This is a genomic window from Methanosarcina mangrovi (assembly GCF_052057765.1).
Lineage (GTDB): Archaea > Halobacteriota > Methanosarcinia > Methanosarcinales > Methanosarcinaceae > Methanosarcina.
The window spans coordinates 1,142,697-1,163,028 of the sequence record NZ_CP195120.1 but is presented as its reverse complement, the minus strand read 5'-3'; the positions used below and the strand labels follow the sequence as shown (position 1 = coordinate 1,163,028).

The window sequence follows — 20,332 nt, the reverse complement described above, 5'->3', positions numbered from 1 at the left end:
TCCTGTGCCTGCAAATCGATATCGACAGCTATTTAAAAAAACAAAGGGGATTTTTCTCATATGGCCAGAAGCAAGGTAAGAAATCTTCTCCTCCTGAAGCAGATTCATAGTGCTGTAACCCAGATCAAGAAAGGAAAACTGGATAAAGCCCTTGATACCCTGGACAAGGCCGAAAAATCTGCAAGGCAGGCGAAATCCACGGACGCCCTTTACTATATTCTCTTTACTCGCGGAGGGATCCTCTATTCGGCAAAGGAGTATGATCGAGCCCTTGAGACCTATGAGAGGGCTCTTGAAGTAGGCTCCGAACTCCTGAAAACCGACCCGGAAAACACCGATTACCAGCATTACATGGGCACAACCCTGAGCAATACAGGAAATCTCCTCCGGAAAAGAGGTGAAGTGGACAGGGCTGCCAAATCCTATTCCTCCGCCCGCAATATCTATTCGGACCTCATTGCAAAGGACCCTGAAAATACTGTTTTCCGCGCTTACGCCGGAGAAAACCTGAATAACTACGGCACCCTCCTCATGGAATCCGACTCCCCCGATACAGCCTGTAAAATCCTGAAAGAAGCCGTAGAAATCTACGAAAAACTTTTTGAGGAAAAGCCCGACAACCTGGGGTACCAGGCCGAACTCTCAGTCGCGCTCAGTCAGTTAGGAAGTAGCCTCAAGCAGCAGGGACCGGAAGAAGCCGAAAACGCAAAAAAAACTCTGGAAAGAGCCCTCGAAATGCAGGAAAACCTGCTTACCCAGCAACCTGAAAACGAAAAAATCAAAGAGGCCATCATCCTAACAGGGGAAAGACTGGAAGGACTTTGAAAGGACTTCGAGGGCTCTGAAAGGACTTCGAGGGCTTTGAAAGAGCTTAGAGTGTACTTTGAGGATACTTTAAGAGTGCCTAAAGGGCGCTTTACAGGTTTTTCTCCGAATACAGTAGCATGTGAATATAGAGAAGGATCATCAGCCCGACTACTAGCCCCCAGATGAACTGAAAAGAAAAATATGAGTAGACGATAATCCCGAGCACAAATAAAGTGAGCAGGACATTTGCCAGCCTGACCCTCCGATTCATCCCGGGGTCATGAGAGGTTCCGGCTTCTTCTTCGTTCAGGGCGCACTCCCTGAAGTAACGCCTTTCCTGCTGCATGAGGAAGTAAAGCCTCAGGATCAGGATATCTATTACTACGCCCCAGAGAAGCTGGCCTATGTAAAAGGTGTAGAAAAAGACAGTTGCGAGGAAGACACCGACAAGTATCACGTACAGTTTTTCATATTTGCTTTTTCCAGCAGCTTTACCGTTACCCCTGTCTGAACTTTGACCCTTTTTTTCTTTCTCTGCTTCCCTGTCCATGCTGACCCCCTACCCGTGCATTTCCTTTTCTGATATCGATAAGCAGCAAGATGTCCAGAAAATGTGGATTAAAGAAAGGTATAGAACTTCGAACATCTATAATTAAGCTTTTAATAATATATAAAGGAGTTGGGGAAAAGCAGAACACGGAGGAGAAACAAGGCTGAAGCATAACATACACTACCAATACTATGCTCAACAAAAGCTATGATACAACTTATGTTACAATAGAATCCGTACTGCAACAGAACCTGCTTGCTTTCCATCCGGAAAACGAATTCCACCGGACATATGCCGGAAACACACTCAACAACCTCGAAACCCTCTATTCTGAAAAAGGGCAAAAAGCAGAGGCAAAAGAAAACTTCGAAAAACGCTTGATATCCTGAAAAACTGGAGTGAAAAAGAGCCGGGGAATAAAAAGTTCAAAGAAGAAATCAGACTCGCAAGGGAAAAGCTCGAAGCAAGTTGAAACTTGGTTTCAGGAAAATGAAAATAACTAGCTTCATAAGAATAAGCTCTTTTTCAGGACTTTTTTTGAAGGATGTTCTCCGCATTCAGTATGGAATGTTAAGCCTGAATCACCAAAAAGCTGAAAACTACTGCTTCTTTTATTTCATTTTCACGGACAGGCCGCTCTCCTGCGTCGAGCGTGACAAGAACGGTCTGATGTGACGAATATGGTTGTATGGGTCAGATTATAAGTAATTCAGTCCTCTTGAGCGCAGCGAAAAGGACATCGTGCTCCCGAAGCGAAACTCGGGTAGGACATCGTGCTCCCGAAGCGAAACTCGGGTAGGACATCGTGCTCCCGAAGCGAAACTCGGGTAGGACATCGTGCTCCCGAAGCGAAACTCGGGTAGGACATCGTGCTCCCGAAGCGAAACTCGGGTAGGACATCGTGCTCCCGAAGCGAAACTCGGGTAGGACATCGTGCTCCCGAAGCGAAACTCGGGTAGGACACCGTCCTCCCGAGACGGGACTCGGGCGCTGAAAAAGGCCTGATTCGCTGATTTCAGGTGAACAGGTCGAAAATGTTTCCCAGCATGCCGCTGTCTGCCTGGTAGAATTCGGTGTATTTGCAGCGTTTGCAGGTGATATGAGTGAATTTTTTGTTCTGGACGTCGAGGACTTTGCTGATGAAACCGCCTGTTGTGCGGATCTCCCCGAGAACGTAGGAGTTGTTTCCGCATTTTGGGCAGACAAAATTAATATCTTTGCTCATATTTTTTAGCCTCACTCTTGTTTTTTAGATAGTTAAAAGAATAAAATAGCTTTATTCTTGCACTATTTAATCTTATTGCAGAAATTGGGATAGAAAAGGCTAATCCGGGACAAATAAAAAGGATGCAAAAATAAGAGGGATGATTATGGATGATTATTTCTTCATTGGATAAGGTTACATATCATTATAAATTCCATACCTTCATTATGAACTCAGATAAAAAGTTAAGCTGGACATAAGGAATATTAACCGGACTTTTTCCATCCGGGATCAAAGCCGTGCAGGAAATAAATATATTAGAAAAGAATACCAATACAGCGTTAGACACATGAAAATAAAAGCTATAATTACGATCGCCCTGATCATCTCGGCTGCTTTGATGGCTGCAAGAGTCACGCCCGGAATTAATACAAATCAGTTCAGGGAAGGAAAATATATTCATCTTGACAATATGGTAATTGAATTTGATAAGACTGATGCGGATGTCCAGATAAGTTACCACCTCAGTCCCTTCGCCCAGGTTTACATGTTCATGTTTGGGAGCAAGCACCTTGAGCCCAAAATAGAGGAGATTTTCTTTGATTTTGAAAACATAGAGATCCAGAGAATGGGGATAAACAGTGCTTTGATTCATGTAAATGATATTTCCAGACAAAAAGATGAAGATTACCTCCATGACTCGAGAGAGTTAGGAATGCAGCCAGATGTGCTTACCCTTGTTTACCCCGACGGTAAAAGGAAGAATATTGAGCACGCTAAAAGCACTTCAGATATTTTTTATGAGGACCCGTAAAAATATGGAACAAGCTAAAGATACTCCAGTATTCTAGTTTTTAATGATAGCTAAAAAGTTTAATCTCAAGCTTCTAAAGGTTTTCTTGATTATTTCTCTGAATGCTTTCATCGGCTTCTCTGCATAATTTATAGCCCGCTCCTGCTCCTGTTAAGCATTCTCAGCGTTCTATATTTAACTTAATTTCATTTCAACGGTCTTCCATTCTTGACAAGCAATTGTCCTTATTCGATTAGTTACTAAAACTAATGTCACATAAAGGAAGTTAAGTTCGGATTTCAGGAACATATATTTAGCAAAAGAAACCCAATTTTCTTTGATAGCAATGGGAAGATTCATATTAAAATGTCTGAAATGCGGCAGAGAATACGACCAGGAATACAGGTTGACCTGTGAGAATGACGACTCCCTCTTGCGGGCGGAATACTTTGAAAAAAGGCTCGAGCTCAGAAACCAACCCGGGATAGGAAGATTTCACTCCTGGCTTCCGGTTCAGGAAGAACTTACTACCGAAGCCGGACCCATCACGTACAAAAGCGCGGCTCTTGCGCGGGAACTGGGGCTTTCGAACCTCTATATAGGGTTCAGCGGGTACTGGCCCGAGAAAGGGGCTCTTATCAAGACCTGCAGTTTCAAAGAACTCGAAGCCAATCCTACGATGCAGCTTCTCAAAGAATCCGGGGGAAAAGCCATAGTCCTTGCCTCTGCAGGGAATACAGGGAGGGCTTTTGCACACGTTTCGGCACTTACGGGAACCGATGTTTATATCGTGGTCCCCGACTCAGGCATCCCGAAGCTCTGGCTGCCCGAAGAACCTACCGATTCCATTCACCTTATCAGCATGACTCCGGGGAACGATTACACCGATGCTATCAACCTTGCAGGAAGAATTTCAAAACTTCCGGGCATGGTCCCTGAAGGAGGAGCCAGGAATGTTGCCAGAAGAGAAGGAATGGGCACTGTAATGCTTGATGCGGCAGTAACCATAGGAAGAATGCCTGACCACTATTTCCAGGCTGTCGGAAGTGGTACTGGAGGAATCTCTGCCTGGGAAGCTTCTCTGCGCCTCAGGGATGACGGGCGTTTCGGTTCCAGGCTTCCAAGGCTCCAGCTTGCCCAGAACCTCCCCTTCGTTCCCATGTATAATGCATGGCAAGCGGGCAGAAGAGAGATCATTCCCGAAATTGACATGAAAGATGCAAAGAAGCAGATCGAAGAGACCTACGCCACTGTGCTTACCAACCGGGCACCTCCGTATTCCGTGAAAGGCGGGCTCTATGACGCACTTGTCGATACGGACGGGATAATGTATGCAGTAACTAAAGAGGAAGCCCTCGAAGCAAAAGCTCTTTTTGAGTCCCTTGAAGGAATAGACATCCTGCCCCCATCCGCAGTTGCAGCTGCCTCCCTCTTAAAAGCCGTGGAAGCCGGAAATGTCGGAAAGGACGACACCATTCTCCTGAATATTGCAGGTGGAGGTTTCAAGCGGTTGAAGGAAGATTTCACACTATTCCAGATCGAACCTGAAATTACTGTCCGGGACCCGGACATTCCGCTTGAGGAACTGAAGCTTTGAGCCCTTCCGGGCTCTTATCGAAATCCTGAAACAGTAAGAAAAAAGAGAAAAATAAGCCCAACAAAGTAAAATAAGCCCAACAAAGTAAAATAAGCCCAACGAAGAAAAAATAAGCTCAAGGAAGAGAAAAATAAGCTTAAGATATGTGCACTGCAAGAGGTATGTACGTGGTAAACCCGGAAGAAGAAGTAATAGAAATTATGAAAAAAACAGGTATTGACCTTGCTGCAACGCTTCCCTGTGACAGGATCAAGAACCTGCTTCCCCTAGTCTCGGAAAATTTTCCTGAAATCAAATTGACAAGGGAAGAAAACGGAGTGGGGATCTGTGCAGGCATCTACCTTGCAGGCGGGAAGCCCATGATGCTTATCCAGAGCACGGGGCTCGGGAATATGATCAACGCCCTTGAGTCCCTGAACGTAATCTGTAAAATCCCTTTGCCGATCCTAACAAGCTGGCGCGGCGTATATAAAGAAGGCATCGAAGCGCAGGTCCCCCTGGGGATCTGTCTCCCTGCCATTCTGGAAGGAGCCGGGCTTGCATACACAATAATTGACGAAGCTGAAAGGCTTCCTCTTCTTGAAAATGTAATTCTTGATGCCTTTGAAAATTCAAGACCACATATTGCTCTGGTCTCTCCTAAAGTGTGGGAAGCTTCGGAATGCTGTGCCTGGCAGGCTGCAGGATTGCCGATAAAACCTGAAATAATGGAGAGGATCTGCAGATTTTCCCTCAAAAGCGAGACTCTCAAGCCGGTCATACTCAGAAATGATGCAATCTGTGCCATAGCCTCCGAGCTTGATGACGAAATTACCGTAACAAATCTCGGGGTCCCCTGCAAGGAGCTTTACGCCTGCAGGGACAGAGAGCTCAACTTCTACATGTTCGGCTCCATGGGGCTTGTTTCTTCCATAGGGCTCGGCCTTGCCCTGCGCTCGGAAAAGACAGTTGTTACGTTTGACGGGGACGGAAGTCTGTTAATGAACCCAAACACCCTCCTTGAAATTGCAAAAGAAGCCCCGAAAAACCTGATAATAATTGCCCTTGATAACGGTGCCTACGGCTCTACAGGCTCTCAGGAAACCTGCGCCCTCCGCTACATTGACCTTGAAATCTTCGCAAACGCCTGCGGGATTCAGAACACCGCCAAAGTAAACAGCAAAGAAGGGTTAATAGAAGCCTTCAGGAAATTTAAAGCCATGAAAGAGCTTTCATTCATCCATGTGATCCTGAAGCCCGGAAACACAAACGCTCCCAATATTCCCATGAGCCCGGAAGAAGCAACAAAACGCTTCAAAGAAGCTCTGGACGCAAAAAAGCTTTAAAACGAAAGTTTTCTTAAAAAAATGGATGGAGTTCCTTAAGTTCCGTATTAATTAGTGTATTTATTCCGGAATCGGGAAGAAGGAATCATTCTTTTTTCTCTCTGCGCTGCACAGGGCTGAGACCATCGTCAGCCATATAAGAAATGACCTAAAAACTTACAGCGCAATTAAAAGAGAAAAATATTGAAAGAAATAGCCCCAGGATTGAAAATACTTTCCTTTCTCCCGGAGTTTTTAATTCACAGGTACATATAAGTGCCTCCGCCAGCCAGTCTGGAGACCCGCAAAAAACAGAAAAAAGAAGCCTGAATGAAAAAACTCGAAAAAAAAGTATTTTTCAGGCAGAATGTGATTTCTTAATTTTTTTGTTGGTGGCTTATGGTTTCTTCTAAAGCTTTTATTTACTTGTTTTCCTCCTTTTTCTTTTCAGCCTTTTTGGGAAAGACCGCTTTCCTGCGTCGAGCGGGACAGAAACGACATAGTATGGCGAATATGGTTGTACGGATCAGAAGACCTGCAATTTTATTCCTCTTGAGCAAAACTAACTGTAAAAGCCCATCAAGTAGTCCGCTTGAGCGCAGCTCACTACCATAACCCAAAATTGGCCCTCTTGAGCAAAGCTTCCGATTTTAACCTGCAAATTAGTCTGCTTGAGCGCAGCGAAACAGACCTCGTGCTCCCGAAGCGAAACTCGGGCTGCAGAGCCGCAACTCTGCCGGGACAATCCCGATATTTATCTTTATCGCCTCTACTCGCCACTTTTAAGCGTTAATTTTGGTTTATTCTCCTAAGCCTCCTTATTCACTCCAGCTTATTTTCTCCACCGGTTCCCGGAGCCTGAATTTGCCTGAAAGGACCTGGGTTTTAAGTTCTTCTGCAGCTTTTACCGCTCTTGCCCGGTCTGACTGGCGTAGGGTTACTTTGATATCTCTAAGGCAGCCTTCGACTGCACAGCTGACAGTCCCGAGCTTTGCGCTGAAGGCTTCTCCTTTGCATCTTGAGATGCAGAGCCCGCAGTTAAAGCAAAGTTCAGGGTGGTGCACAGCGCCATTTTCTCCTTTGCTAATTGCCCCCATAGGACATGCCTCAGCCACACAGCAGACCTTGCAGTCAATACATTTTTCGGGTTTGTATTTTACACTCAGGTCGGTGTTATCCCAGACATCCCCATAGGTGATCTCGCAAAGAGGGAGCCTGCCTGCAAGGTCTACCAGCTTGAGCGGGACCTGGCTGTCCAGCTTAAGGATATTTTCCAGCATCTCCCGGGAAAGGACAGGGATGGGGACCGCCCATGTGTTGATAATTTCGGGACCCGCAGAGGTTGCAAAACCTCCCATATACTCAGGGGTCATGTCATGGAGGTCAGCAAAACCCGTAAGGTTTGGATTATCCAGAGCACTGCGGGTACCCTGACCCGTAACAAACCCTTCGGCCCCATTGATCAGGACCCTTGTTCCAATTCCTATTGTCTCGAGTTTGGGATCATTTTGAATAGGGTTTAACTCGCCGCAGCCGCAGAAGGTCATTTCCCTGAACTCACCTTCAAAGGGGAGGGCATGGAAAATGGTTTTAATAGCCTCTTTTCCTGGGTTCACGAATGCCCGGTAATTTTTGAAGGCGTGCCTTGTCGCATAAAGCCGCGCAAAGGGGATTTCGGAAAGACGGGTCTCAACGGAAAAAAAGTCTCCTCCACTCGTGGTTACGTCCACAGCAATGCTCTTTCCTTCCACCATCTCCCTGAAAAGGTGACCGCCTCCGTAGCGGGGATCTGTTTCACTGTGAGCTGTTCCGAGTACGATAAGGTCCAGGACTCCAAGCCTTTCGTTCGGGCAGGGCCCGACGACTGCCGGCACCCCGTTCAGCAGGACTTTAGAAGCTTTTACAAAAGAATCGGGTTCAGAAACTTTGAAGGAGAGGACTGCATACGTTCCGCTCATGATCCCGCGGGTTGCAGTAGTTACAACATCAATATCCTCAAGCCTGATTTCTTCCCCTGCTCTGACCTTTGCGCCGATTTCCTCAGCTGTAAGGACAACAGCCTCTCCAGCGTCGATTTTTGTCTGGATTTCCGGGATTGTCCGGGGTTTTTCTGTGTTATCCGATGCTCCGTTCATATTACCCTCAGCGGAAGTATTGTATTCATTCTATTTATTTACCCTCAACAGGAGTATTGTATTCATTCACAGAGGCGCGTTCATTATATTTTAGAGGGCAGGTTTTCCGAAGTCAATACCATAAAACTTATGGAAACGGCCAGGAGGCAATAATCCGGAAGCAATAAATTGAGGCAGGACAGAGAATAGACAGGTAATATTTTGAGATATTCATGAAGGAAAGCAGGAGCTATAAGTTGATAACCCGGAAAACTGAAGGAGAACTAAAAATTCTTTACGAAACCTGTAAAATTTTTGCTTTTCGGGAAGCTGATTCAAGTAGGAAAACGCAAACCACCCAAAACTTATATAAATGATGATGCGTACTATGGTGTTGCACTTCGGTGCAAGAAACAGAAGCAATACACATCTTAGAGGGCTCGTGGTCTAGACGGTTATGACGTCGCCTTGACATGGCGGAGGTCCTGAGTTCGAATCTCAGCGGGCCCACTAAAAAACTAAAATAACACTGGATATACCCAAAAACGATCAAAGTCTTTCCTGAGCTCTTTCAGGGAGGAAAAAACTAAAAATACTGGAATCTCTTTTAAAGATCTATTCTTAAAGAGCAATTCAGCAGTAATTCAGATCTGCCTGCCCAGGTAGCTCAGTGGGAGAGCGCTGCCCTGAAGAGGCAGTTGTCCCCGGTTCGAATCCGGGTCTGGGCACCATAAAAGCAAAAAAAAACAGAGAACATCAGTAGTGTAGCGGTCATCACCGGGCGTTGCCAACGCTCGAACCCGGGTTCGAATCCCGGCTGATGTATAACTTTTTTAATACCTTATTTCAAACACGTTTTTTGTAATAAGGAGTGAAAATACACATCTTAGAGGGCTCGTGGTCTAGACGGTTATGACGTCGCCTTGACATGGCGGAGGTCCTGAGTTCGAATCTCAGCGGGCCCACTAAAAAACTAAAATAACACTGGATATACCCAAAAACGATCAAAATCTTTCCTGAGCTCTTTCAGGGAGGAAAAAACTAAAAATACTGGAATCTCTTTTAAAAATCTATTCTTAAAAAGCAATTCAGCAGTAATTCAGATCTGCCTGCCCAGGTAGCTCAGTGGGAGAGCGCTGCCCTGAAGAGGCAGTTGTCCCCGGTTCGAATCCGGGTCTGGGCACCATAAAAGCAAAAAAAAACAGAGAACATCAGTAGTGTAGCGGTCATCACCGGGCGTTGCCAACGCTCGAACCCGGGTTCGAATCCCGGCTGATGTATAACTTTTTTGATTGATTTTTGATTGATTTTTGATTGATTTTTGATTGATTTTTGATTGATTTTTGATTTATCAATCGGTCCATTTTCCTTACTATTTAACCTTTCCCTTATCAACGAGTTCTTTATCAGACCCATTTCTTTAAATCTATAATTATTACCAAATACCTTGGATTGTTTGAAACATCAGTATAAATGAAAATAGTTTTCGTGATATAATCAGCCTATGAAATAATATTCTCAAATTTAATTTTAAAAATAGAGACATTGAATTTATTCGGTCGACAATTCAAACGAGATCAGTTACAATGTTAACAACTACATTTTATCAGAAATAAAGGTGCGTTGCACTTCCAATAGCTGAAAACAGGGTAATGTTAACCAAAGGATCGTTAACCAAAAGGTTAATTAAAACAGAAAATCATTATATTATTGGATATAAGTCTCTAAAAGATAACAGATTCTTGAAAGATACAGAGTCTGCCTGGAGAGATTATACCCACTATGTTGCAAACCTGAAAAATCGTAAGGAGACTAGAACATGACGGGAAAGTTCCAGAAAAGAAATGCAGAAAGGAAAGGCATCAGAAAAGAATATGAACTGGAGCGGAAGTTAATAAAGGAAATCGTAGACGAAATTCAGGTAAGCGGCGGTGGAACACTAGAGTGAGTAAAAGGTTACACATAACAATTCAAGCTGGAGAAATTTCTGAGCAGACCGTAGAAGTAGCCGAGAACGCTACCTACGAAGACCTGCTTGATGAGCTGAACATAAATCAGGAAACGGTACTTGTATTAAACGGAGGGAATGCGGTTCCCCTTGACGGGGCTATAAATTCCGATAGGCTTACAATCCTTAAAGTTGTTACAGGTGGCTGACCTGCCCCCAAAGGGCAGGGTCCCTTCTTTATTACAACTCATTTTCCCCCTTTTTTGAGAGATTCTAAAGTTTTTGAAGTTTTAATAGATTTGAAGGTTACTTTTCTATCTGGTGTGTTACTTTTCTATCTGGTATTTATGAATAGTGCTTATTCTCAACGGGTCATCCTCAACAATTATCATTCTTCAATAACCAAGATATTTTTCATCAGGTTTTTTCATAGTTTAACAGGACTGTTCTGATTCAGACTTCCGGCCTGTTCAAATATAAATCCCAGAATATTCCTGGACGGCTAGTGTGCCGAAATTCCAGACAAACGTCAGGTACAAAGAAGTCCAGAAAGCAAAAACTGGAAAATGAAGGGAAAAACAGGAGAAGAACAAAAGGAAAAAAGAACCTGAAAGAGGCAAAATTAGAGGTATGAATTAAGAAGATTTGATTCCATAATGGTGAGTTCCGGAAAAGACCGTCAACCATTATGGAGTTAACCCTTTTGTAGGGTCTTTACTTTGTTGGTGTTAAAGGCACCTTTTTGCTCATAACCTTCAGTTTTTTAATTGCTGAGATCGTTGCCTGAGATTCCTTGTAGATCTTATCTTCATAATAGCTTATGATCTCATCAACAGGAGCTGCAAGGGAATAGATTTTTATCGGGCGTCCTTTACCAGGTTTCTTTTCAGAGCGTACATTAACCCAGGACTGATTTCGCATCAACCTCATTGCAAGACTTACTTCGGGCTGCCTCAGTCCAGTACTGATTTCAATTTCACGAGATGACGCTTCGTCGACATTCATAAGATATGCCATAGTTGTAGCAACATTTCTTGACATCCCGAGGTTCCTTAACGTTTCAATAAAAATGTGGTCGTTTTCGTCCAGCACTTTTACTTCATAGTCTTTCATGATAACCCCTTCATTTTCCAATTTTTGTAATTTAATCTGCCAGCTAAAGAATATCACGGCAATTATGTCCAGACCTTGAAAGGTAGCTTTCATAAACACCGGGTAAAGCCAACAACAACTTCCAAAATTTAACACCGCATATATATTTATATGGTGCCCTGTCCCGTTTTAAAACTTTGAGTTAAATAAAAAGCGTTTTTTCACAATCTAGCGGATTGTTTACGTTTTAAGCTCAACAACCGGTTATCAAAAACAAATGTAACATATTTTCATAACCGATTACCAGAGAACCGTTTTGTTAAATTGATGGGAAGAGACGTATAGGTTCAGCAATTAAACCTGTATACGTATATAATTAGAAGGTTATTCATCTCCAACAATTAATAATGTACTCATACTATTTAAAGTTGTATATATTAAAAGGGAATTGAAAAACTTTCAACCACACCTGACATTAGCAGTTGTAAAAAAATAATCAAACATAAGAGGCATAATAATCCTGTTATCCTGATAAAAACCTGAAGGAATCACAACAAAAATATTATAATTGTACAGATCAAAGAAATTATAGAAAGATACCCTGCCAATAAAACGTCAAGGATAATTTAGAAATGTTTATATCCTGATTCCGACGCAGACCAAAAAATTGTCCTGAAAAACCGGAGAAATCTATGGCATTCTTCCCAATTTACGTGAGATTTCTCCTTAAAGTATTCAACCAGGGCAAAAATAGAAAAAAACGGAAAAAACGGAAAAAAACTAAAAACCCGGAAAAGATAAAACCCGGGAAGGGCTGAAATTTCATGCCGCCTCTGAAATTCCATGTAGCGCTTTTTCCCCAGGCCTGTAGTTTTTGCCAAACTCATTTCATTGATAATTTATCTAAACTCACCCATCACTTAAACTCACCCATCACTTAAACTCACCCATCACTTAAACTCACCCATCACTCATCTTTGCCAAACTTATTCCTCGCTAAAATACTTCCTGACAAGAAGAACCGCACTCGAACCGGTAAGGACAAGCAGGAAGAAAGCAATTATCATCCCTTCCATTGTAAAGTCCTGCCAGGAATGCACAGATACCCACAACCCGCTTCTTGTAACAAAGGTCGAGAAAATAACCAGAATAAAGGATACAAGTGCAAGCATAGGGAGCAGGAAACCATACTCACCCTGCCGAGCCCTGATCTTTGCGTGCAGGTAAGCCGTTGCCGTAAGCCAGGGAATCAGGGAAGAAGTCTCGACAGGGTCCCAGGTCCAGTACCAGGCTCCCCAGCCAAGCACCTCATATGCCCAGAAAGCCCCAAAGCCGATCCCAAGGGTAAGAAAGAGCCAGGAGACGCGCATCCAGCCTGTTGCAAGTTCGGACCACCGGCTGTCCTTTAGGACAAGGCCTCCAATTGCAGCAGAGAACGGAAGGGTAAAAGCTGCATAGCCGAGGAACAGGAGAGGAGGGTGGATAGCCATCCAGGGGTTCCTGAGGAGAGGGTTCATGCCCTGCCCGTAAGAAACAACGAAAGGTTCCGCAAAGAGGTTCCAGTTTGTAACATCAGGCACTCCCGTACCTGTGTAATAGTACATGGAGAACGGGTTTTTCAACGCAAGAAGCAGCAGGAATACCGAGGCTATAAAGAGGGAAACCGACCTCATAAGTGAAAAGAGCTCTGTCTCCCGTAGAACTTTTCCGGTGCCTGTAAAACGCGTTATTGCAAGCATTATGAAGATAAAACCTGTCCAGATCAAAAATGAACCTTCCTGCCCTGCCCAGAGCGCAGACAGCCTGTAGTGCCAGGCAAGGTCGGTGCTTGAGTGCTGAAAGACGTAGCTGTATTGCGTATCCACACCAAGCAGGTGAGAAGCAAGCAGGAATATCGCTATTAACAGTCCTGTTCCTGCAATAAGTTCCAGTTTTTCGGAGAGGACCAGAAATTTCCTGTCCTGCCTGAGGAAGTAAAACAGGGAGGTTAAAAAAGCAAACAGTCCGGAAGCTCCTGCTATCCAGATCAGCCCCATTCCAGTATTCATACGATCACCATCTGCACACCCGTCTCATACATTTTTTTTGCTAACGTGCTTCTTTTTACTGTCATTTTTGATCCCGTTTGCCTGAGTCTCTTTTTCAGAAGCAAGGATTCCGGAAAGGCCGTTTCCGGGGGAACCTTTTTCCCCTGCAAGAGAATCCGAGAGGAAAAGCATCAGGATGCCCAGCACCATCAGATAAAACCCTCCCCAGAGAGAAGTCATGAAAGGTACCTTCCTCACATAAAGTTCCACGGTCTGGGCCTTTGTATCCACGGATTTGGGGGCGATAAAGAGTTCTTCCAGAAGCCCTCTGTAAATATAGGTCTCGGTGTAGGACTGTTCCCATTTAAAGTCGCTTATGTACCTGACCTGTCCGCTGTCAAAGGGCTGGCCCCACCTGTACACATCAAAATATACGGTACTTACGTAAGACGAGCCCGGATAGCTTCCATAAGGAGCCCCTTCGATTCCTGACGTGATGTTGGTAACATGAACGCTGTACCCCATGGTCTTGAAAGTGCCCACCTCTCCCACAGGGACGACAGCAGAATCTTCAAGCTTCATATTGGTGCTGAAGATAATGCCAACAAGGAGCAGGACTACCCCAAGATGGATGACATGAGAGCCTGCCCTCCGGAGAGTTCTTTTCAGGGTCTTTTCCTTCGAAGAAAGCAGCCTGTACATAACCGCAAAGAGCGCCACTGCAAGGAGCGAAAAAGAGATATTAACAGGCAGACTTGAAAACGGGGAAAAAACAACCGAAAGGGCAGAACCTGCAACTCCGAGCCCGAGTGCCAGAAGGGCTTCCTTTTTCCCTGCACTTCCGAGCAGGAGACACAGGGTCAAAAGTATTACGAGGGCAAGGGTAGGCAGGGCTGCCCGCAGATTGAAATAGGAAGCGTCAAGCAGGATTTCTTCTCCTGTACTGACTCTCACGATAAAAGGGGTTAAAAGCCCCATCGTTATCAGAGCGGCAAGCAACACCAGCACGGAGACTGTAGCAAATATGGTGCTGCGAACTGTGAGAACATCGTCTAGCTTTTTCATAAAAAACCTTGAGAAAGTGAATAAAAAATAAAACTTCATAAAATAAATACAATTAAATAGGGACTAATATTTACTTAAACGCCCATTATTTAAAAGTACCTGAAAAAGTTGCAGGATGCGGGGAAAGTAGAGCGGAAAATAATCATATGACTCACCCTCCAGGCAGGTCATACAAAAAAATAAAAAGAATAAGGATATGGAAGGAGTTAACTTCTGCCTCAGAGAGAATGAACCAGAAATTAGAGAGCTAGTAAAAATTAGAAAGGTGAGAGTTGATACCACGATCGAGCTGATAATCAAGGCATTCTGGCTGATGCTTCCGGCCTACCTCTCCAACCCCTTCGCAGCTGTCTTCGGGGGAGGAAAGCCTATTGACGGGGGCAGGACTTATAAGGACGGGAGAAGAATTCTTGGAGACGGGAAGACCTACAGAGGGCTCTTTTCAGGCATATTTTGCGGGTTTCTTGCAGGATGCATTGAGATCTGGTTGAGTATGAAGGGTTTTGAGATCATGGGAATCAAAATGCCTACCTTTGGCCCGGACTATGCAAGCGCTCTGGTTGTTGTTCTCGCCCTCGCCTCCGGCGCCCTGTTCGGGGATATGTTCAAGAGCTTTTTCAAGCGCAGGATGGGCCTGAAAAGGGGAGCGTCCCTGCCTCTTGTAGACCAGCTGGACTTCGTTGTTGGAGCCTGGGTTTTCACATACCTTGCAGCCCCGGAATGGTTTGTGGAAAATTTCACAACCGGGATCATACTTACAGTCCTCATAATGACGCCCCTGCTCCATCTTACGACAAACATAATCGGATACATAATAGGGGTCAAGAAAGAACCCTGGTAAAAATTCCCCGGGAAAAAATAATGAAGCCCCGCATGAGAAGAAGACCCCGTATAAGGAAGACCCTGTATAAGGAAGACCCTGTATAAGAGAAAAACTTGAGAAAATGGGAAAAACTCCTGGTGAAAGAATGAATCAATCAAAACCAGAAATAGGAAACGAAATCGAGACACAGAAACAGGAACTGATCGCAGCCCTCAAAGCCTGCGGAGCTGTCCGCTATGGGGACTTCACGCTCGCCTCGGGAAAGAAAAGCAAGTACTACATCGACATCAAGAAAGCCAGCACCGATCCCAAAACCCTGAAAATTATTGCCAGGCAGGCAGCCCTCAGGGTAAGGGAAATGGATGTGGACACGGTTGCAGGTGTCGAACTTGGGGGAGTTCCTCTGGCAACCGCTGTTTCCCTGGAAACCGAGCTCCCCCTGCTGATAGTCAGAAAATCCGTTAAGGAATACGGCACAAAAAGCAGGTTTGTAGGAGACCTCAGACCCGAAGACAGGCTGGTAATGCTCGAAGACGTAACAACCAGCGGGGGCTCGGTCCGGGACGCAATCGAAGTAGTCAGGGAAACAGGAGCCCGGGTCAAATACGTCATCACCGTGGTGGACCGGGAAGAAGGTGCAGGGGAAAAACTGAAAGAAGTAGATGCCGAACTTGTGCCTCTGGTAACTGCAAGTGACCTCCTAAAGTAAGGGAAGTGCCTGGGCACTTTCCCGAACCTCTATTTCAACAATTAGAATTCACCTTCGAATCCTTTAATCGCGGCAGGAAGGCACTCGAGGACTTTAGAAAAACCGGAATGGTGGAGATTTAAGACAACCGCACCGACAATCTCTTCACGGGTAGCACCCTCATTTTTTGCCATCATTGCATGCATCTGCACGCCTCTCGGATTTCGATTCGCAGTCTGGATAGCAATGTTGATTAACTGCTTTGATTTGGCATCCAGTCCTTTTAAAGCCTTTTGAGCTTCAACGAGGTCATTAAAACGTGCTGCGACTTCGGGACATTCGTTCTGGAAGATTTCAAATGGATTTTGAGTCATGGATTTCATCTCCTAAAATGACTTTACTCGCTTTGTTTGTTCCTTACTAACAGTTGATACAATTGATACTATTCAGAATAGCCGAAACCGGATCATTTATTTTTTCCTTCCCCTCTTTGCAGGGCTGAAGCCGGTTAATCTGCCACTCAAGAAAAAATAACATGTGAGTTCAGGTGTTAAGAGAAATCAATAATTCTGGAAAAAGACCTTCCTGGCCTGAAGAATCCTTTCCTCTACCTGGGAAGCCACTTTGTAATCCAACTTTCATAAGATGCCTCCGCCAGCTTGTCTGGCGGCCATTCCCAAAAAGTAGAAAAAAGAAGTTTGAATGAAAAAGAAACACAGGAGAAGAGTATTTTTTAATATAATTTGATTTGTTCTTTTTTTGTTTGTATTTACAGCTTTTTTGATAGTATTGATAGTATTTATTCACTCGTTTCTCTTCTTCATTTTAGTCTTTTTGAGAAAGACTCCTCTCCTGTGTCTCTCTATTTATCCGTCGTTTTTAAGTTGGTCCTCTTGAGCGCAGCGAAACAGACCGCGTACTCCCGAGGCGAAACTCGGCGAATCGCAATTAGGGTGGCGCAATCAGGACAGCCGTAGCAACTTATAAAAAACATAAATTCAAGCTCCACAGTTAAATTCTTTTTAGAAACATCTTCGTTTGAAATTCTACGCTTGTTTGGTTTAAATGCGTTTAAAGTATGACTGTTCAGGAGCCTTTTTTGATAAAAAGTGTTTAAAATGAAGCTTTGAAGCAGGCTGGAAAGCTAAACTTCAAAAAAAAGTTAAAACTAACTGAATTTTTATATAAATTTGAAGCTTAACAATGAGAAGATATTTATCAGAAGAAATAGAGAATTAGGAAATCCTTTATTGTGTTATTGGCTAAAAATATCATTCATAAAGATAAAAATACTTTTGAAGTCGAAAGAAAGGTCTTGCGAGCCCCCAGAATCCATCACCTTTTCTTTACCGAATTTCCCCCTCAGATATCAAGAACAAATTTCAGGTTAAAAAATAAATTTTTTTGAACAAGGAGAATGAAAATGAAGATTTTGCTTATCGGCGGCGGCGGAAGGGAACACGCAATCGCCGAAGGAATTAAAAAAAGCAAGCATAACCCCATCCTTTATGCGTTAATGGCAAAGAAAAACCCCGGAATTGCCGCCCTCTGTGAGGATTTCCTGCTTGAAAAGGAAACCGAGGTTGCAAAAATCGTTGAATATGCAAAAGCCAAGAATATTGAGATGGCTTTTGTGGGGCCTGAAGCACCGCTTGCTGCCGGAGTTGCAGATGCCCTCTGGGAAGCCGGGATCCCTGTCGTAGGCCCTAAAAAAGCCTGTGCGGTTATTGAGTTTGATAAGGCATGGGCAAGGAATTTCATGAAGAAATACGGAATCGAAGGCTGCCCTGCCTATGAGGTTTTCACGAAAGAGGCTCCCGCACATGCGTTCATTGAAAAGCTGGGCGATGTTGCAGTCAAACCCTCGGGGCTTACAGGCGGGAAAGGCGTAAAGGTGATGGGGGACCAGCTCCCTGACCTCAAAGCTGCCAAGGAATATACAAGCGAGCTTCTGGAGAAAGGACCCGTAGTTATTGAGGAACGTTTCATAGGAGAAGAATTTACCCTCCAGGCTTTTGTGGACGGAAAAAACCTTGCCTTTTTCCCTGCAGTACAGGACCATAAGAGAGCTTATGAAGGGGATCTTGGCCCTAACACGGGCGGGATGGGATCATACACCGATGCGGGAGAAATTCTTCCTTTTATGCTTGCCGGAGATATTGAACAGGCAAAAAAGATCATGCAGCATACCGTAACAGCACTGCGTGAGGAAACGGAGACGGGATACCAGGGCGTTCTTTACGGCCAGTTCATCCTTACAGCCAGCGGGCCCAAAGTCGTGGAGTTCAATGCACGGTTCGGAGACCCTGAAGCTATGAATGTTATCCCTCTTATTGATACCGATTTTGTAGAGATTATGTCGGCTGTGGTAAAAGGCACCCTCGAAAACCTGCCAGTAAAGTTCAGCAGGAAAGCGACGGTCTGCAAATATGCAGTTCCGGCAGGCTACCCGGACAATCCTGAAAAAGACAGTGAAGTGCTTGTAGGAGACGTGGGAGAAGCTTCAGTCTACTATGCAAGCGTGTATGAAAAAGATGGAAAAATTTACACCACCGGCTCCCGCGCCGTTGCTGTCGTAGGGCGTGCAGAAACAATAGAAGCTGCAGAAAAAATCGCCCAGAATGCTCTTGAAAATATTCAGGGTAAACTCTTCTTCCGGAAAGACATCGGCACTACCAGTCTTATCCAGAAAAGAATCGACCATATGAAAGAACTCAGAGGCTGACTGTTTCAAAAGCTATGCAGGAGTACTGCGAGTAATATTGTGAATATAATACTGAGTGTAATAAGTACTATGCAGTAGTATAAAAATTCAAATTCGGCCAGAACGAAGTCGGGGTTTGAGACAATGAAGAGAGATGTACTTTCAATAACTGACCTGTCGAAGGAGGAGATTTACGAACTCCTTGAATCGGCAGCGGACCTGAAAGCAAAGCGCAAAGCAGGAGAATCTACCGAGTACCTGAAAAACAAAAGTCTCGGGATGATTTTCGAGAAATCCTCCACAAGGACCCGGGTATCTTTCGAAGTTGCAATGGCAGACTTCGGAGGGCATGCCCTTTACCTGAACTCCAGGGATATCCAGGTCGGCAGAGGCGAAACCATTGAAGATACAGCCAGGACCCTTTCAGGTTACCTGCACGGGCTGATGGCAAGGGTCATGAGCCACGATACCGTGGAAAAGCTTGCCAAATATTCAACCATGCCCGTGATCAATGCCCTCTCAGACCGGGAACACCCCTGCCAGATCCTCGGGGACTTCATGACCATCATGGAGTTCAAGAAAAAGTTCGAAGGCCTGAAGTTCGCCTGGGTAGGAGACGGAAACAATGTCTGCAACTCAGCTCTGCTGGGCTCGGCTATCATGGGAATGGAGTTTGCCGTTGCCTGCCCGAAAGGCTATGAACCCAAAGCCGAGTTCCTCGAACAGGCAAAAGCTCTCGGAGGCAAGTTTACAATCACGGACGACCCGAAAGTTGCAGCCAAAGACGCCGACGTCATCTATACCGACGTCTGGGTCTCCATGGGAGACGAAGCCGAACAGGAGAAGCGCCTGAGAGAATTTGCTTCCTTCCAGGTCAACACCGAACTCCTCGGCGTTGCAAAGCCGGACGTAATAGTGATGCACTGCCTACCCGCCAGACGAGGCCTTGAAATTACGGACGAGGTAATGGACGGCCCGAACTCCGTAATCTTCGAGGAGGCAGAAAACCGCCTGCATGCCCAGAAGGCCCTTATCCTGAAATTGATGAAATGAATTTTCATCAATTTCCACCCTTACCTTCAAAAGCCCATATCCGAATGGGTCCCGAACCTGAAAGGAAACATTATTACCTTCTTTCCTTACAAAGTAAAAGCCTTAAAAAAGTAACCCGGATTTTCATATCCCGAAAAGGATTTCAAGGAAAAAGTATAAAAACAAAGAGCACTACTATGTGCTGCTGAAACACGAGCTACATTGTGCGAGAGTTGCCCAGCCAGGTCAAAGGCGCTGGATTCAGAGTCCAGTTTCGTAGGAATTCGTGCGTTCGAATCGCACCTCTCGCATTTATCCTTTTTTAATTATTCTATGCTTAATTTGATTCTTTACGTTTCATTTAAGTTGTGGCAAGATGTTTTCTAAGGCAACGGACTTAACATTAGGTTGAAAAGTTTGATAGATTTGAATACCTTTTCCTGCAGTTAATTTAGCAGTATAACGCTTTAAAAATATTCTTTTATTATCGGTTTTTTCTTATCTAGGTCGTGGGGGGTGGTCATTGATCAAATCTGAAAAAACGAGCACACATCCCATGTTTGAAAAAAACGTGGAGAGATTCG

Annotated in this window: 19 protein-coding genes and 7 tRNA genes; 18 read left to right on the top strand and 8 right to left on the bottom strand. The window is 44.6% G+C overall.

Translation table 11 applies throughout. The features are described from left to right. The first annotated feature begins 60 nt into the window (after positions 1 to 60). Positions 61 to 825 carry a tetratricopeptide repeat protein gene (locus tag ACSAZL_RS05400; RefSeq protein ID WP_440947689.1) on the top strand — a complete coding sequence of 255 codons (765 nt, stop codon included), beginning with the start codon at positions 61 to 63 and terminating at the stop codon, positions 823 to 825. A gap of 91 nt (positions 826 to 916) precedes the next feature. Here ACSAZL_RS05400 and ACSAZL_RS05395 read toward each other — a convergent pair whose 3' ends face one another. Continuing rightward, positions 917 to 1,357, bottom strand: coding sequence for a hypothetical protein (locus ACSAZL_RS05395; RefSeq protein ID WP_440947688.1), 441 nt, complete (start codon positions 1,355 to 1,357; stop codon positions 917 to 919). A gap of 191 nt (positions 1,358 to 1,548) precedes the next feature. Here ACSAZL_RS05395 and ACSAZL_RS05390 point away from each other — a divergent pair, with 191 nt between their 5' ends. After that, entirely contained in the window at positions 1,549 to 1,746 is a 198-nt protein-coding gene (locus ACSAZL_RS05390; RefSeq protein ID WP_440947687.1) for a hypothetical protein, read from the top strand. Positions 1,747 to 2,066: 320 nt separating this feature from the next. Here the strand turns inward: ACSAZL_RS05390 and ACSAZL_RS05385 are convergent, their stop codons facing one another. Then, positions 2,067 to 2,321 carry a hypothetical protein gene (locus ACSAZL_RS05385; protein ID WP_440947686.1) on the bottom strand — a complete coding sequence of 85 codons (255 nt, stop codon included), beginning with the start codon at positions 2,319 to 2,321 and terminating at the stop codon, positions 2,067 to 2,069. Between the two features lie 51 nt (positions 2,322 to 2,372). Then, on the bottom strand, positions 2,373 to 2,582 hold the full coding sequence (locus ACSAZL_RS05380; protein WP_440947685.1) for a zinc ribbon domain-containing protein: 210 nt from the start codon (positions 2,580 to 2,582) through the stop codon (positions 2,373 to 2,375). A gap of 328 nt (positions 2,583 to 2,910) precedes the next feature. Here ACSAZL_RS05380 and ACSAZL_RS05375 point away from each other — a divergent pair, with 328 nt between their 5' ends. From ACSAZL_RS05375 to comE, 3 genes are all read left to right on the top strand, one after another. After that, the gene (locus ACSAZL_RS05375) at positions 2,911 to 3,375 is read left to right on the top strand and encodes a hypothetical protein (RefSeq protein WP_440947684.1); all 465 of its coding nucleotides are present in this window, start codon (positions 2,911 to 2,913) and stop codon (positions 3,373 to 3,375) included. Between the two features lie 325 nt (positions 3,376 to 3,700). Then, on the top strand, positions 3,701 to 4,951 hold the full coding sequence (locus tag ACSAZL_RS05370) for a cysteate synthase (RefSeq protein WP_440947683.1): 1,251 nt from the start codon (positions 3,701 to 3,703) through the stop codon (positions 4,949 to 4,951). A gap of 161 nt (positions 4,952 to 5,112) precedes the next feature. Further along, complete coding sequence (gene comE / locus ACSAZL_RS05365; RefSeq protein ID WP_440948788.1) at positions 5,113 to 6,276, top strand: sulfopyruvate decarboxylase subunit beta; 1,164 nt, start codon at positions 5,113 to 5,115, stop codon at positions 6,274 to 6,276. A 797-nt stretch (positions 6,277 to 7,073) separates the two neighbouring features. Here comE and ACSAZL_RS05360 read toward each other — a convergent pair. Beyond that, on the bottom strand, positions 7,074 to 8,390 hold the full coding sequence (locus ACSAZL_RS05360; protein WP_440947682.1) for a methanogenesis marker 16 metalloprotein: 1,317 nt from the start codon (positions 8,388 to 8,390) through the stop codon (positions 7,074 to 7,076). A 415-nt stretch (positions 8,391 to 8,805) separates the two neighbouring features. Between ACSAZL_RS05360 and ACSAZL_RS05355 the strand changes: the two genes are divergently transcribed. From ACSAZL_RS05355 to ACSAZL_RS05320, 8 genes are all read left to right on the top strand, one after another. Continuing rightward, positions 8,806 to 8,879: transfer RNA gene (locus ACSAZL_RS05355), tRNA-Val, on the top strand. Between the two features lie 146 nt (positions 8,880 to 9,025). Next, positions 9,026 to 9,100, top strand: a tRNA-Phe gene (locus tag ACSAZL_RS05350). 22 nt (positions 9,101 to 9,122) lie between these two features. After that, positions 9,123 to 9,194: transfer RNA gene (locus ACSAZL_RS05345), tRNA-Gly, on the top strand. Positions 9,195 to 9,260: 66 nt separating this feature from the next. Then, a tRNA-Val gene (locus tag ACSAZL_RS05340) sits at positions 9,261 to 9,334 on the top strand. Between the two features lie 146 nt (positions 9,335 to 9,480). Further along, positions 9,481 to 9,555, top strand: a tRNA-Phe gene (locus ACSAZL_RS05335). A gap of 22 nt (positions 9,556 to 9,577) precedes the next feature. Then, positions 9,578 to 9,649, top strand: a tRNA-Gly gene (locus ACSAZL_RS05330). A gap of 539 nt (positions 9,650 to 10,188) precedes the next feature. Next, on the top strand, positions 10,189 to 10,317 hold the full coding sequence (locus ACSAZL_RS05325) for a hypothetical protein (protein WP_440947681.1): 129 nt from the start codon (positions 10,189 to 10,191) through the stop codon (positions 10,315 to 10,317). Next, positions 10,314 to 10,526: a MoaD/ThiS family protein gene (locus ACSAZL_RS05320; RefSeq protein WP_440947680.1), complete on the top strand. Its 213-nt coding sequence runs from the start codon at positions 10,314 to 10,316 to the stop codon at positions 10,524 to 10,526. Before ACSAZL_RS05325 ends, ACSAZL_RS05320 begins: the two co-directional genes overlap by 4 nt. Before the next feature lie 505 nt (positions 10,527 to 11,031). On the opposite strand, the gene ACSAZL_RS05315 is transcribed toward ACSAZL_RS05320, so the two are convergent. From ACSAZL_RS05315 to ACSAZL_RS05305, 3 genes are all read right to left on the bottom strand, one after another. Next, positions 11,032 to 11,430 carry a transcriptional regulator protein gene (locus ACSAZL_RS05315; RefSeq protein WP_048065665.1) on the bottom strand — a complete coding sequence of 133 codons (399 nt, stop codon included), beginning with the start codon at positions 11,428 to 11,430 and terminating at the stop codon, positions 11,032 to 11,034. A 965-nt stretch (positions 11,431 to 12,395) separates the two neighbouring features. After that, positions 12,396 to 13,457: a cytochrome c biogenesis protein CcsA gene (gene ccsA / locus ACSAZL_RS05310; protein ID WP_440947679.1), complete on the bottom strand. Its 1,062-nt coding sequence runs from the start codon at positions 13,455 to 13,457 to the stop codon at positions 12,396 to 12,398. A 24-nt stretch (positions 13,458 to 13,481) separates the two neighbouring features. Beyond that, positions 13,482 to 14,501 (bottom strand): cytochrome c-type biogenesis CcmF C-terminal domain-containing protein, encoded by a 1,020-nt coding sequence (locus ACSAZL_RS05305; protein WP_440947678.1) that lies wholly within the window; start codon positions 14,499 to 14,501, stop codon positions 13,482 to 13,484. Between the two features lie 313 nt (positions 14,502 to 14,814). Between ACSAZL_RS05305 and ACSAZL_RS05300 the strand changes: the two genes are divergently transcribed. Beyond that, a complete protein-coding gene (locus ACSAZL_RS05300) occupies positions 14,815 to 15,342 on the top strand; it encodes a CDP-2,3-bis-(O-geranylgeranyl)-sn-glycerol synthase (RefSeq protein WP_440948787.1) in 528 nt (175 codons plus the stop codon). 127 nt (positions 15,343 to 15,469) lie between these two features. After that, positions 15,470 to 16,033: an orotate phosphoribosyltransferase gene (pyrE, locus tag ACSAZL_RS05295; protein ID WP_440947677.1), complete on the top strand. Its 564-nt coding sequence runs from the start codon at positions 15,470 to 15,472 to the stop codon at positions 16,031 to 16,033. Positions 16,034 to 16,074: 41 nt separating this feature from the next. On the opposite strand, the gene ACSAZL_RS05290 is transcribed toward pyrE, so the two are convergent. After that, positions 16,075 to 16,386 carry a carboxymuconolactone decarboxylase family protein gene (locus tag ACSAZL_RS05290; RefSeq protein ID WP_440947676.1) on the bottom strand — a complete coding sequence of 104 codons (312 nt, stop codon included), beginning with the start codon at positions 16,384 to 16,386 and terminating at the stop codon, positions 16,075 to 16,077. 1,049 nt (positions 16,387 to 17,435) lie between these two features. Between ACSAZL_RS05290 and purD the strand changes: the two genes are divergently transcribed. The 3 genes from purD to ACSAZL_RS05275 all read left to right on the top strand — a co-directional run bounded on the left by purD (position 17,436) and on the right by ACSAZL_RS05275 (position 20,059). Next, positions 17,436 to 18,737 carry a phosphoribosylamine--glycine ligase gene (gene purD / locus ACSAZL_RS05285; RefSeq protein WP_440947675.1) on the top strand — a complete coding sequence of 434 codons (1,302 nt, stop codon included), beginning with the start codon at positions 17,436 to 17,438 and terminating at the stop codon, positions 18,735 to 18,737. Between the two features lie 123 nt (positions 18,738 to 18,860). Next, on the top strand, positions 18,861 to 19,769 hold the full coding sequence (gene argF / locus ACSAZL_RS05280) for an ornithine carbamoyltransferase (protein WP_440947674.1): 909 nt from the start codon (positions 18,861 to 18,863) through the stop codon (positions 19,767 to 19,769). A 205-nt stretch (positions 19,770 to 19,974) separates the two neighbouring features. Continuing rightward, positions 19,975 to 20,059, top strand: a tRNA-Leu gene (locus ACSAZL_RS05275). Positions 20,060 to 20,332: the final 273 nt, after the last annotated feature.

Coding starts and splice junctions, on each gene's coding strand:
- pyrE (WP_440947677.1), top strand. CDS start 15,470: ATGAATCAATCAAAACCAGAAATAGGAAACGAAATCGAGACACAGAAA.
- ACSAZL_RS05395 (WP_440947688.1), bottom strand. CDS start 1,357: ATGGACAGGGAAGCAGAGAAAGAAAAAAAGGGTCAAAGTTCAGACAGG.
- ACSAZL_RS05325 (WP_440947681.1), top strand. CDS start 10,189: ATGACGGGAAAGTTCCAGAAAAGAAATGCAGAAAGGAAAGGCATCAGA.
- ACSAZL_RS05375 (WP_440947684.1), top strand. CDS start 2,911: ATGAAAATAAAAGCTATAATTACGATCGCCCTGATCATCTCGGCTGCT.
- ccsA (WP_440947679.1), bottom strand. CDS start 13,457: ATGAATACTGGAATGGGGCTGATCTGGATAGCAGGAGCTTCCGGACTG.
- ACSAZL_RS05290 (WP_440947676.1), bottom strand. CDS start 16,386: ATGACTCAAAATCCATTTGAAATCTTCCAGAACGAATGTCCCGAAGTC.
- ACSAZL_RS05390 (WP_440947687.1), top strand. CDS start 1,549: ATGCTCAACAAAAGCTATGATACAACTTATGTTACAATAGAATCCGTA.
- purD (WP_440947675.1), top strand. CDS start 17,436: ATGAAGATTTTGCTTATCGGCGGCGGCGGAAGGGAACACGCAATCGCC.
- ACSAZL_RS05305 (WP_440947678.1), bottom strand. CDS start 14,501: ATGAAAAAGCTAGACGATGTTCTCACAGTTCGCAGCACCATATTTGCT.
- argF (WP_440947674.1), top strand. CDS start 18,861: ATGAAGAGAGATGTACTTTCAATAACTGACCTGTCGAAGGAGGAGATT.
- ACSAZL_RS05400 (WP_440947689.1), top strand. CDS start 61: ATGGCCAGAAGCAAGGTAAGAAATCTTCTCCTCCTGAAGCAGATTCAT.
- ACSAZL_RS05315 (WP_048065665.1), bottom strand. CDS start 11,430: ATGAAAGACTATGAAGTAAAAGTGCTGGACGAAAACGACCACATTTTT.
- ACSAZL_RS05300 (WP_440948787.1), top strand. CDS start 14,815: ATGCTTCCGGCCTACCTCTCCAACCCCTTCGCAGCTGTCTTCGGGGGA.
- ACSAZL_RS05370 (WP_440947683.1), top strand. CDS start 3,701: ATGGGAAGATTCATATTAAAATGTCTGAAATGCGGCAGAGAATACGAC.
- ACSAZL_RS05380 (WP_440947685.1), bottom strand. CDS start 2,582: ATGAGCAAAGATATTAATTTTGTCTGCCCAAAATGCGGAAACAACTCC.
- comE (WP_440948788.1), top strand. CDS start 5,113: ATGTACGTGGTAAACCCGGAAGAAGAAGTAATAGAAATTATGAAAAAA.
- ACSAZL_RS05360 (WP_440947682.1), bottom strand. CDS start 8,390: ATGAACGGAGCATCGGATAACACAGAAAAACCCCGGACAATCCCGGAA.